Annotated in this window: 14 protein-coding genes; 1 reads left to right on the forward strand and 13 read right to left on the reverse strand. The window is 51.6% G+C overall.

The features are described 5' to 3' along the window. Positions 1–46: 46 nt before the first annotated feature. From U9S71_RS20530 to U9S71_RS20580, 11 genes are all read right to left on the reverse strand, one after another. A complete protein-coding gene (locus U9S71_RS20530; protein ID WP_326329727.1) occupies positions 47–562 on the reverse strand; it encodes a toxin-antitoxin system YwqK family antitoxin in 516 nt (171 codons plus the stop codon). Between the two features lie 7 nt (positions 563–569). Then, complete coding sequence (locus U9S71_RS20535; protein ID WP_326329728.1) at positions 570–1,043, reverse strand: hypothetical protein; 474 nt, start codon at positions 1,041–1,043, stop codon at positions 570–572. Then, positions 1,040–1,456 carry a hypothetical protein gene (locus tag U9S71_RS20540; protein ID WP_326329729.1) on the reverse strand — a complete coding sequence of 139 codons (417 nt, stop codon included), beginning with the start codon at positions 1,454–1,456 and terminating at the stop codon, positions 1,040–1,042. The genes U9S71_RS20535 and U9S71_RS20540 overlap by 4 nt, the downstream gene beginning before the upstream one ends. After that, positions 1,453–2,022, reverse strand: coding sequence for a hypothetical protein (locus tag U9S71_RS20545; RefSeq protein WP_326329730.1), 570 nt, complete (start codon positions 2,020–2,022; stop codon positions 1,453–1,455). The genes U9S71_RS20540 and U9S71_RS20545 overlap by 4 nt, the downstream gene beginning before the upstream one ends. Further along, positions 2,022–3,218, reverse strand: a complete 1,197-nt coding sequence (locus U9S71_RS20550; RefSeq protein WP_326329731.1) for a hypothetical protein — start codon at positions 3,216–3,218, stop codon at positions 2,022–2,024. The genes U9S71_RS20545 and U9S71_RS20550 overlap by 1 nt, the downstream gene beginning before the upstream one ends. Next, positions 3,218–5,149, reverse strand: a complete 1,932-nt coding sequence (locus U9S71_RS20555; RefSeq protein ID WP_326329732.1) for a type II secretion system protein GspD — start codon at positions 5,147–5,149, stop codon at positions 3,218–3,220. Before U9S71_RS20555 ends, U9S71_RS20550 begins: the two co-directional genes overlap by 1 nt. A 13-nt stretch (positions 5,150–5,162) precedes the next feature. Continuing rightward, positions 5,163–6,581, reverse strand: a complete 1,419-nt coding sequence (locus U9S71_RS20560; RefSeq protein ID WP_326329733.1) for a GspE/PulE family protein — start codon at positions 6,579–6,581, stop codon at positions 5,163–5,165. 10 nt (positions 6,582–6,591) lie between these two features. After that, positions 6,592–7,095 carry a hypothetical protein gene (locus tag U9S71_RS20565; protein ID WP_326329735.1) on the reverse strand — a complete coding sequence of 168 codons (504 nt, stop codon included), beginning with the start codon at positions 7,093–7,095 and terminating at the stop codon, positions 6,592–6,594. A gap of 5 nt (positions 7,096–7,100) precedes the next feature. Further along, on the reverse strand, positions 7,101–7,724 hold the full coding sequence (locus tag U9S71_RS20570) for a helix-turn-helix domain-containing protein (protein WP_326329736.1): 624 nt from the start codon (positions 7,722–7,724) through the stop codon (positions 7,101–7,103). 148 nt (positions 7,725–7,872) lie between these two features. Next, entirely contained in the window at positions 7,873–8,865 is a 993-nt protein-coding gene (locus U9S71_RS20575; RefSeq protein ID WP_326329737.1) for a glycosyltransferase family 2 protein, read from the reverse strand. A gap of 5 nt (positions 8,866–8,870) precedes the next feature. Beyond that, the gene (locus U9S71_RS20580) at positions 8,871–9,296 is read right to left on the reverse strand and encodes a hypothetical protein (RefSeq protein ID WP_326329738.1); all 426 of its coding nucleotides are present in this window, start codon (positions 9,294–9,296) and stop codon (positions 8,871–8,873) included. Positions 9,297–9,733: 437 nt separating this feature from the next. Here U9S71_RS20580 and U9S71_RS20585 point away from each other — a divergent pair, with 437 nt between their 5' ends. Beyond that, positions 9,734–9,949, forward strand: a complete 216-nt coding sequence (locus U9S71_RS20585) for a hypothetical protein (RefSeq protein WP_326329739.1) — start codon at positions 9,734–9,736, stop codon at positions 9,947–9,949. A 49-nt stretch (positions 9,950–9,998) separates the two neighbouring features. Here the strand turns inward: U9S71_RS20585 and U9S71_RS20590 are convergent, their stop codons facing one another. Both U9S71_RS20590 and U9S71_RS20595 read right to left on the reverse strand, forming a co-directional pair. Beyond that, entirely contained in the window at positions 9,999–10,379 is a 381-nt protein-coding gene (locus U9S71_RS20590) for a DUF3997 domain-containing protein (protein ID WP_326329740.1), read from the reverse strand. A gap of 4 nt (positions 10,380–10,383) precedes the next feature. After that, positions 10,384–11,140, reverse strand: a 757-nt coding sequence (locus U9S71_RS20595) for an RHS repeat-associated core domain-containing protein (protein WP_326329741.1), incomplete at its 5' end; no start/stop codon positions are given.

Here is an 11,140-nt window from a genome sequence, read left to right on the forward strand (position 1 = left end):
ATCCGTTTTAGCTATAATTTTAATAGCCTAAGGCTATAATTTTCATTCACTTAAACCATTTCCTCAGCCGGTCGCGTATCCCAACAAGCCACCCCTCCCGTTGCTGCAAGTTGCCGGCCTCATCGTAAATAGCAAACCTGCCAGTCTCCCGCCCCTCTTTCCAATGCGATACCTTGCGTAGTATGCCCTCCTCATCCCAATACTGCCACTTCCCCACCCGCAATCCATACCGATACTGGCCCAACACCTTCAATCCCTTGTGGCCGTACCGCTCGATGTATCTGCCGTGCAGCGGATACCCATGGTACCCCCCTTGCGTAGTGTAGATGCTATCGCGGTAGTATGAGTAATAGGTTCGCTGCGGATCGGCTTTTCCGATGTATTCCTTCCGTGTAAAACGCACTTCAATAAAACCCTCGTCAATGCGAATGGTGGCCGTATGGCGATAAGGAATAACCTCTTCCAAGTACCGCTGGCAAAAGGCTGGCGACACATATATTGCCATGGCCAACAAGCAGGCCGATACATACCGAATGGTTGTCCCTAATTGATTATAGCTCATGGTATCATTATTCGTTATTTCCTTGCATGGTGATGCTACCAACCTGCCCCTCGTACCGCACAGCAATCGAATTGCCGATCTGGCCCACCAACGTATATCCCGCCACCGTGTCGCCCGCCTTCAACATGTATTCCTGTCCATTGATCATCACCAACGCGACTACTTCCCCACCCGTAACGGACCCGAGGTATTGTACTTGCGACCAGTCGATATAAGGTACTTCTTCCTCGTATGTATCGTATGCCTCCACCGGCTCAACACCAAGTGGTTCCACCTCCACTTCTTCCAGAAAAGGATCGGGATAATTGAGCAGCAGGCTATCCGCTTTGGGCTTCGCCACCACCGCTGCTTTTTGGGGCTGGGGCTGTAGGGTTGCCGCGCTGCCTACAGTTTCGCCCCCGCCGGCCAGCACCCGGTATAAGATAACGCCCCAGAGCACAAGCGCTGCCACCAGCAGCGGTATGGTTAGCTTTTTCTTCATGGTGCCAATGCCTTGGTTTGCTCTTCCGTATTAGCGTCGTATATGGTAAACGACCGCGTGGTATATCGCGTTCCACTACTCCCATTCCCTGCTTTTACCCGCCATTGGTACCTACCGGGCGCCAAGAAAATCCGGTAGCTCGTTTTCTCCAACGTCGTGTCTGCGTAGAAAAGCACGGCATCGCCGAAGGTTGGCGATGCTACCTGTAGCCGGTAATGTAAGGCATGGCCCATTGGCTCCCAAAGGAACTGCACGGTATCCGTGGCCGCAGCGGCCCCTGCACCGGGCGATAACAATGCCACCCTTTCGTTGGTAATGGGCGTTTCGATAAACTCGGAGCAGGCGGCCATACTCCAGGTTATGGCTACCATAGCAGCCACCCAATTGCCCATCCGGTTTGTATGTCTATTCATAAGCTGTCTTTTTCACCATCATTCACCAAGCGCACCGTCCGCAAGAGCAAGTTCAACTCAGGCTCGCGGGTGGCGGGATTGGACTGTTTCACAAATGAGGTACTCAACAAGTTGATATCGGCCTGTTGTTCCACGTCGCGCAATACCTGTAGCAATCCCGTAAACCCGCCCTCCAATCGGTAGGTGCTATAGTCTACATACCAACTTGCTGCGCCTGAAGTGGGGTTCGCGGTTCCCAGTCGCTCGGGTGCCGGTAGGTTGCGCACCGCCACGCCCTGCTTTTGGGCCATCATGGCTATGCGCTCGGGCTCGGAACGTTTATCACGCGCACCGTCGGTAACCCCGCCTGCCAAGGTTCCGGTCTGCTGTGCTTTCGTCCGCAGCTCATTCAGCCGCAATGTATTTGCCTCCCGCACCTGTTCGCCCGCTTTCAACGCCCGGTATTCGTCGCGTAGGCGTATTGTTGGCTTGATGGCCAACTGGTAGCACGCTATCAAAAACACCAACCCTCCCACCCAGAGGAAGCGGCTTTTCATGTGCCAATCGTACCGGTTTAAAAATCCCATTATGGTTTCAATGTAAGTGCCAACCTAAATACACCTTCCGCATTTCGCTCCTCGTAACCATACGAATGGATGGCAACGCGTTCACAAAAAAGGAGTACCCGCAACTGCTCCATCCAGGCATTCAGCACCTGCATGTCAGCGCAGGTACCGTCTATGCGTATGGTCAGCTCCGTATGCACGGGCCGCCGTTGTTTACGGCTTGCTTCCTCGTCGCGCGGATAAATTTCCAGCTCCACGAACCGGATGCCCTCCGGGCGCGATGCCGCAATCCTGTCGGCTAGGTAAGCCATCCCCCAAGCAGGCTTGTCTGCATCCCACAAGCCACGTAGCAGCTCATCGCGTGCGGCGGTTTCCTGCTCAAGCCGCTCCATTTCCCGCTGGATGGCAAGCCCATCGCTACCGTCCAATGTGGATACCTTATCTGCATAATGCATGAAATAAAAGGCATTGCCCAGCAGTACGGACAGGAAAAATACCATGAGGACGGTTGCCGACCGCCTGAACGCCCAACGCACTCGGTAGTCCGCCCATCGCGTCAGCACCGCGCCGATAGGGAGCTGCGGCCAGGCCACCTCGCCGATTGTCGCAAAAGCCAGTGCAAACGCGGGGACCAACTTTTCATTCAGTTGCTCGCCGCCGAGGTCCACGGGTTTACCCGGTGGCCCATCTTGCTGCACATCAACAGGCTGCCGTCCAAGCACGAAGGCATCGCAGGCTTCCACGCCGAGATAGTCAGCGAATAGCAGCGTGGCCAAGGGTCCTAGGGCCACGCGTACCACGGCAACCCCTTGCTGCGTTACCTGCTCCACAATCTTGTCCACCAGTTCGCGCCGGGCTACCGACAGCCACGACGCTCCTTCCCAGTCCACCTGTTGTACATAAAAATCTTCTTCCCTGGTGTTCGGCAGCACCGCTTTCAGGCTGTCTGCACCTGCACCGTTTGCCGGCAGTTTCCTGTGGATGATTCCTTTGCCGCTGATGGAAATGGCTACCGGCACATCGCGGCCCACCTGGTCTGCCAATGCCCCGAGGCCCAACAACCCATATTCGCCCCGTACAAACTGCACGTTCGACCAGCTGCGTTTTACCCAGGCGATGTTGATGGTAAGCGCATCGCCATCGCCAACCAACACCTCCACGCCGATAAGCTGCGGAATGCGTTTCCAATAGGATGCTATGGCGGTCAGCGGGTTCATTACTGATAAATAATGGTTGGCTTGATGAATACCACCGATACCACCTTGCTGCGACCCCTGTTGCGGTTGCTAAACAACCACTTCAACCCCGGTATACGCGACAAGAGCGGCACCCCCGATGCGTTATTCGTTGATTCGAAGCGCTCGATACCACCCAACACCACCATCTCTTCGTTGCGCACGCGGATAATCGATTCGAACTTGCTGGTTGTCGTGGGAGGCGGCTCGTCGATGGGCGTATCCTGGGTGAAGTCCGAGATATCGATGCTGATGTTCAGCGTCACCTGTTCGTCGCCCGATACAATAGGCCGGATATCGATGGTCATGTCGGCATTCACTTCGTTGTACTGTTCGGTTACCACCGTCTGTGGGTTGAGCGATCCCATCACGTTCTGGGTAGAAAGTCGGTAGTAGCGCTTATTGCCGATACTGAGCGATGCCGTGTGCCCATTCAATGTGGAAAGTTTGGGCACCGAGCGCAATTCGACGTTATTATTATCTTCCAGCGCACTCAGCGTGAGGTAGAAATTGGGGGTTACCCGCCCCAGGTTGAATGAGCCCGTGCCGATGCGCGAGAGGAACGTGTTGATGGAGGCGGCCCCGAAGGTATAGTCGATACCCGGTAAGAGGGTTCCCCCGGTGCGCACGCTGTCTGAAACCCCAGCGGCGATGCCGGTTTTGATTTGGTACCCTTTGCGGATATCGAGCATCGTCACTTCAATAAGCACCATGGGCACGCGGGTATCCAGTTTCCGAATGATGGATACGATCTCATTGACCTGCGGCCCCGGCCCCGCTACGAGCAGCGTATTCTGTTCGCGAAATTCCTTGATTTCCACCCCTTCCCGCCATTCGGCGGGGATCATGGCTTGGATGGTATCGATTGATCGGTTCTGCAGTTGCACCACCTGCATCTTGCGCAGCCCCTCCAATTGGCGCTCGCCGATGAGGTAAATACCGTTTTCTTTTTTAAAGGCGTAGTTGGTACCCAGCAGTAGTGAGCCAAGCAGATCATCGAAACTGACTTGCCGGAGCCGTGCGGACGTAACCCCTTGCAACGGACTGAACAGGAAGTAGTTTGCCTGCACTTGGTCGGCGGCATACTTGATCACTTCCGCTATCGGCGTATTGCTCGCTTCCACATCGAGCAGCAGCGTATCGCTTTCTGCCACGTTGCCGGTGGCCTCCACGTACATGTTGCCTGGTTGCCCCTCCGCTGTCCCATCGCCCACGGTGCTTATGGGCAGCCGACGCGTGGTCAGCTCCGCTTCGCTATTGATGTAATTTTCTTCCCGTTCGCCCAACGGCAAGAACACAAAGGCACTGTCGGCCGTTTCGGCCAATTTTAGCCGGTTGTTGAAGGCAAGCTGCCTGAGGGCATCCGGCAGCCCCATATCTTGCACGTACAAGGTCACCAGCCGGTCGCGCAGGTCGCCGGTTACCACCACATTGGTACCACTCCGGTTGGTGATGGCACGCGCTACGCTGACCAAGCTGTCATTTTCGAGCGATAGCGTCAGCCGTCCACCCGCATAGTTTACCGCCACCGGTTTGGGCACCCGGTAGTCTTGCGGGTTGAGCGGACGCACCGAAAGGATGGTACCGATAAAGCTGATGTCAAGTTCGTATTCCTTCGCAATGAAAAGCAGGATATTCAATGCGGTTTCCGACTGGAAGTTGTTGTATATCCGCACGTCTACGACCGGGTCTACATTGATGTTCAGCTCGGCCGCCTCGGCCAGCGCACGCAGGAACTCCTGGGCAGAGGCGCCCGATACGGAGAGGGTAACCGATTGGTTGATGCCCGGCAGTTGCACAGACAGGTCCTTCAGGCGCTGCTCCAGCTGCATCATTCGGTCGGGCTGTTGGGCCATACCCGTACGGCAACACAATACTGCCATGCAACACCACACTCCAATCCATGTTTTCATATGCACCATATTATTAAAAGCTGAATAATAACGGGTAAATCTCCTCCATCGTGGTATGTCCCTGAGCAAACAGGTCAAATGCATTTTCACCGAGGCTTTTGATATTCCGCTCGGCGAGCTGATCTTGAATATCCTGCTGTTGCAATTTGATCTTTTCGGCTAGTGCGCGGTCTATCGGGATAATTTCATACACCGCAGCCCGCCCCCGGTAGCCCGTGTGGTGGCACCTATCGCATCCGTTGGCCACGAAGTGCCGGTCTATGTGCTGGCTAGGCACAAAGCCCCGCGGGTACAGCGCGCCATCAAAGGCCTCCTCCTTCTTGCAGTCGGTGCAGAGCAGGCGTACCAGCCGCTGCGCCACCGTCGTATTCAAGGTGTTGGCCAATAGAAAAGGAGGCACGCCCATATCGATCAAGCGCGATACGGTGCCCCACGCCGAGTTGGTATGTATGGTAGACAATACGAGGTGGCCGGTAAGCGAGGCCCTGATGGCCATGGAGGCCGTCTCTACATCCCGGATCTCGCCCACCATGATCACGTCGGGGTCTTGCCGAAGGAAGGTTCGCAGCGCGGTGGCGAAGGTGAGGCCGATATGTTCTTTGAGCTGCACTTGGTTTATCCCTTCGAGCGTATACTCGATGGGGTCTTCGATGGTAACAATGTTCCGGGTTTCTTTATTCAACAGTTTCAGCGTTGCGTAGAGTGTGGTGGTCTTTCCCGAGCCGGTGGGGCCGCTGATGAGCACCATCCCACTGGGCCGCTGCACGCCATCGAGGTAATTGGCGAGGTCCCGTTCACCAAGCCCCAACCTTTCGAGCGAAATGTTGGTGGCATCGTTGTTCAGTAACCGAAGCACCACTTTTTCGCCATGCAGCGTAGGCAATATGGATACGCGGATATCGAACTTATACGGTGCATCGGCGAAGTTAATGCGGCCATCCTGCGGTAGCCGCTTTTCAGAAATATCCAGTCCGGCTTGGATTTTGATTTTATTGATGATTGCCGGGTATTCGCCTTTAGCCAGGTGATAACGTTCAATCATCAGGCCATCGATTCGGATGCGCACGCGGCATCGGTCTTCGTAGACCTCCAGATGGATATCGCTGCTTTTCAGCCGCCGCGCCTCGCGGATCATATCGGTGAGGAAATCCGTGGCCATACCGTTGTATTGGTCAGCCGCGGCATCGCGATCGTTTTCTTGGAAGAAGTGCTTACTGAGCAGCCTCGTAAGGGCAGTCGTTTCGAGGCTCGCCAACTCCACGACCAGCCCCAGCAGGAGCTCGAGTTCCTCCTTTACCTGCGGCAGGTCCGCCTGGCGGTCGGTATAGCAGCGCACCGCGCCGTTTTCACGCTGCGGGATGATTCGGTAATGCCATGCCTGTTCAGCGTTCACCAACTTCATGTCATCGAGGCACCATTGTGGTTCTACCATGCGTTTATCTTTATTGAATGAATGATACCATGTCTATATCCAGGTAGAGGCGCCGACCCCGGTTGGCATAATCGGCCATCATCACCAGCACCAGCAACAGGGCTTGGCCGCCGGCCAAGGGGATACTGCGCACAAACTTTCCAAAAGCCATGGCCGCCAAGGTGGCAAAAAGGACGATGAGCAAACTTCCCACATAAAACACCACGAAGTTCACCGTAGAAAAACAGCATGCCGACACGGCGAAAAAAGCGATATCGCCCCATCCCATCCACTGCTCGCCACGCATCAGCCATTTGCGCGTACGCCAATATACCAGCAGGTTCAATAAGCCAAGCTGTATCGCTATAAGGGCTAAGTTAGCGACCACCGCGGTCACGGAAAAAACGCCGAGTACGACCGAATGTGCTACAACCCCAATGGCCAGCACCGGAAACAACCATGCGTACACAGCGCGGCACCTAAAATCCTGCCACACCACCATGGCGAGCATCGCCATTACCCCTATCCAAAGCATCGTTTTCAATCTTTTGTTGTTTCGCGGAGGTTTTTATCCTGGTCTATTTCCCATATGTTGAACACGCCGTTGCCATTGAAATCCACCACGGCAGTGGCGCGTATCACAAAATCGGTTGTTCCGGCCTGCACTACTTCTATACGGTAGTTTGCCTGCCCGCCGTCCGTTACCAGTTTTTCCTGTTCAAAACCAATTTCGCCTAGTTCGTCTGCATAGGTAGACCGTTCATAAAAGTGGTTCTTTTGGAGTGTGTAGGCGTGCTGCAGCTGGCCTTTCGCCTCCACGCCTTTTGCTTTGGTGATCAGCGGCATGAGGTTGGGTAATGCCAGGAGCGTGATGATGCCGATGATTACGAGCACCACCAGTACCTCGGTAAGCGAAAACGCCTGTAGTTTCCGGTTGGGTAGGGTTTTACGGGGTTCGTAAAACACATTAATTGGCAATTCATAGAATTCGGCCAGCAGTGCCAATTGATCGGCGCTGATATGGGTGCGGCCCGATTCCATGCGGTTGTAAGAGGGTTGTTTGATGGCAAGGACGGTGGCGATATAGCTCTGTGAGAACCTCCGTTCCTGCCTTACCAAAAGCAGATTCCTGCTGATAATCGTGTTTAGTCGATTTCTTTCCATAATTATAGTTTTTCGCTATACAATAATGGGAAAGATGAATGGGCATAAAAAAAATAACCGACGAACGGCGCATCGACCACGACGAACGCGCGTCTCCAACCGACGTTTGTGGATTGATTACCCTATATTTATTTACGTTTAAACCACCTTATTCATAAAATGAATGTTCGAATTCGGCAAACTCTTTTTTCCTTAATAGCAATCGATTAATGGCCGCGTAAATGAACCCAATACCATAGGCAATAAGCTGAATATAGCTGGTAGCAACAGCCAACACACCGATATAGCTATTTCTTGCTTTTACCGTTGCATCCAACAATATACAGCCCGCATATAAAATCAAGAAAAACAGGAATGAGGAAGAAACGAAAATGGAGAATAAGATGATCAGGAATACCCCTACTGTAAAAACTGCCGGCGCGAAATGAACTAATTTTAAAGAATCGGGATGACGTTTGTACAAGTTAATCCTTGCTATTCCGGAATTAAAAATCTGCTTGAAAAATTGGCGTATGCTGGTTCTACGCCTATGGTAAACAAACGCCTCTTTAATAAGCTTCGTTTGAAAGCCCGCCTTTATCATCCGCAGACTCATATCAATGTCTTCACCGAATCGCATCGATGAAAAACCACCGGTTTCAAGTAAAACTTCCCGCGAGTAACCCATGTTGAAACTTCGGGGATGGAATTTTTCATGTCTTTCGCTACCGCCCCTTATCCCGCCAGTTGTAAAATATGATGTCATCGAATAATTGATTGCTTTCTGCAGCGGGGAAAAATCCTCCCTTGCCGCATCCGGTCCGCCAAAAGCATCAATTTTGGAGTTCAAGAGATGTTCACAAACCACGGAGACGTACTGCGGCGGAAGGAGGCAATCAGAATCTAAAAAAATGAAGAAATTCCCAGTGGCGATTTTGCAAGCCTCGTTACGGGCCAGGCCCGGGCCTCCGTTTTCTTTATAGAAGTACTTGACATTAAGTTCCTTTTTATACGCAGCGACTTCCCGTTCACAGGTATCCCAAGAGCCATCTTCCATAATGACTACCTCGAACGCACGAGTGGTTTGTGCGGCCATACTATCCAGAAGAGCTTTGATTTCTGCGGGCCGGTTATATACGGGGATTATAAAAGAGATATCCATATAGGTTATACGGTCAACCCACCGGTTTCCGGAGGAATCAGGCCCGTTTTTAAGTTGATTAACAATTTGGTTCTTAAATGATTCCGGTATTTTTGCTCAGTCAACTCCTTTTCGCCTCTTCTTGGAAATCCCAATGTGCGAAAATCATCGAGATTAAACCCCAATAGATGAAAGTTTTCCAGGTTATTATAAAAACGATCGAAGTCAATCTCGTAAAGTGCATCCAACAAGGGATATTGAGCATACGTTACTCCCTCGTATCGGTTGATGAAGTATCCGGGATTTTTATAGTACTCCTTGGCGAAGGGGTACCCATTTGTATGGAATGTTTCCGTCCATTGGATATGCAAGGTTAAGCCCGAGTTGAAATCATCGATATTGAGTGCCCATACGCCCTCGGTAGAGAAATATTGAAAAATTTCTCCTGTCACAATATTTATGGATAATGTCTTTTCGTAGATCGCATGGTTATTTTTTAAAAAACCAACAGGCCAGATGGATGAGCGCATGCTTTTTTCAATTCAATGTGTGTTTATTTAAACTGCATTTCGTCCCGAACAGCCCCTACATGCTGTCGGTAATCGTCTGCAAGTTTACAGGATAAGAACACACCGTATAATCCCTTTTAGCTATAATTTTTATAGCTTAGGGCTATAATTTCACTTGACGATTCTATTCTCGTCTCCGAGGTCCCTATTTCAACCAGATCTCGACACCCAGGTTGATATTTCTCCTCATAATCTGACCAGTCGATACTTGGTATGACTTTCGGACAAAGGCTGATTACATTGAGGAAGGCAAAGAAGCTGTCGCAGGGCGACCTGGGCAATGAAGTGGGAACCTCGGCGATATCATCGGGCGCGACGAGGTGACGCCATCCGTCGAGGTCGCATCAAGGCTCGCCGATGCCCTCGACGTATCGCTCGACTACCTCTCCGGCAAGACGGATACCGAACTGGACAACGCCGCCCTGGGCAGGATAAGGGATATCACCGTCATGCCCGAGGAGGACAGGAAACAGGTCTTCCTCGTCATCGATGTGCTCATACGCGACTTCAAGGCAAGGAAGGCCTACGCCCAGTAACGAAAAAGCCCGGCGCGGGGCCGGGCTTGAATTTCGTTGCCTGCTGCTTTTATTTGCTTATAGACAGAGAAATCCCTAACTCATCCCTCTTACGCATAAAGGTTTCCCAGTCAAAAGGGCCATAAACAACCTGCTTTTCTTTATGTATTATCCAGTATTTTGCTTCTTTTGATTCATAATCCTCCTGAGGCAGACAGTCAGGATTGTCTTTCTGTTCTGCTATTATATACGCGTTGTCATATTCAAAGCGCTCGACTGTACAAGGGATTAAACCGTTTCCAGTTGTATCATTAGGCCCGCTTATAAATTGATTAGCGTTGCTTTCGCTTATCAATATATAGTCATCACCTAAGTCGTGTACATAATCACTCGTAGAACACGAATATGTTATGAACAAATAGCAAAAGCACATCCATCTTAGAACATTCATAGCTTTATTTTTTTACAGGGGCTGTTCCATTAAAGTATATTCGATATCCAACGCCTTTTCCCGCAAACGCATTCCCAATTTGAGTGGCCGCATTCCGAATTATCAGCTTATGTGCCTGCTGTGGAGGGCCGTTCCACCTCTTAACATCGAAATCATAATCGTCGTACGCCCCTCTTGCTACGCCATTCACTAAACTCAAACCGATATTACCGTATACCCTACCGTCCTTCGAACTAAAAAGTGTCTGAAAATACGTCACCTTACGGTCTGTTTTGAAGTCACCCTGCGAGATGCTTGACAAATCAATCTTAGACAAATCGACATATAACGGCTTACCATCCCCAGTCCTAAACCACTCATTTGCTTCTGCTAAAGTTAGATGCCCGTCATAGTCAGGCCTGCTCGGAAGGCTATTATAGCTTTTTAGCAGATTGGACTTTGCTTCGTCGCCCTTCAATCCAGCAATCCCCAGATTCTTCTTCAAGGCTTCCTCATGTGACATCCCCTGCTTGAAATCCTTTTCGTTCATCACGATAGCTTTGCCTTGCAAACCTTCATCATCCGTCCCCAACAGATTACCGTCTTCATCATAGATTGGAGCCGCTGCCATCCCATCTGGATCGATGAACCTAAGCGGATTGTTCATCCCGTAGCTGTATGGAGAAACATTGTCAAACGCTTCCGCCAACGGATCCACGCTTCCCCATCTACCGATTACCGGGTCATAGAACCGTGCGCCGTAGTCATATTGCTTCAGCCCG

Origin of the sequence: Parapedobacter flavus, from assembly GCF_035818675.1 — a bacterium.
GTDB classification, from domain to species: Bacteria; Bacteroidota; Bacteroidia; order Sphingobacteriales; family Sphingobacteriaceae; genus Parapedobacter; species Parapedobacter flavus.

Bases quoted from the DNA above. Each gene is read 5' to 3' on its own strand.
- U9S71_RS20560 (WP_326329733.1), bottom strand. From the start codon at position 6,581: ATGGTAGAACCACAATGGTGCCTCGATGACATGAAGTTGGTGAACGCT.
- U9S71_RS20555 (WP_326329732.1), bottom strand. From the start codon at position 5,149: ATGAAAACATGGATTGGAGTGTGGTGTTGCATGGCAGTATTGTGTTGC.
- U9S71_RS20535 (WP_326329728.1), bottom strand. From the start codon at position 1,043: ATGAAGAAAAAGCTAACCATACCGCTGCTGGTGGCAGCGCTTGTGCTC.
- U9S71_RS20550 (WP_326329731.1), bottom strand. From the start codon at position 3,218: ATGAACCCGCTGACCGCCATAGCATCCTATTGGAAACGCATTCCGCAG.
- U9S71_RS20565 (WP_326329735.1), bottom strand. From the start codon at position 7,095: ATGCTTTGGATAGGGGTAATGGCGATGCTCGCCATGGTGGTGTGGCAG.
- U9S71_RS20590 (WP_326329740.1), bottom strand. From the start codon at position 10,379: ATGAATGTTCTAAGATGGATGTGCTTTTGCTATTTGTTCATAACATAT.
- U9S71_RS20570 (WP_326329736.1), bottom strand. From the start codon at position 7,724: ATGGAAAGAAATCGACTAAACACGATTATCAGCAGGAATCTGCTTTTG.
- U9S71_RS20530 (WP_326329727.1), bottom strand. From the start codon at position 562: ATGAGCTATAATCAATTAGGGACAACCATTCGGTATGTATCGGCCTGC.
- U9S71_RS20545 (WP_326329730.1), bottom strand. From the start codon at position 2,022: ATGGGATTTTTAAACCGGTACGATTGGCACATGAAAAGCCGCTTCCTC.
- U9S71_RS20575 (WP_326329737.1), bottom strand. From the start codon at position 8,865: ATGGATATCTCTTTTATAATCCCCGTATATAACCGGCCCGCAGAAATC.
- U9S71_RS20540 (WP_326329729.1), bottom strand. From the start codon at position 1,456: ATGAATAGACATACAAACCGGATGGGCAATTGGGTGGCTGCTATGGTA.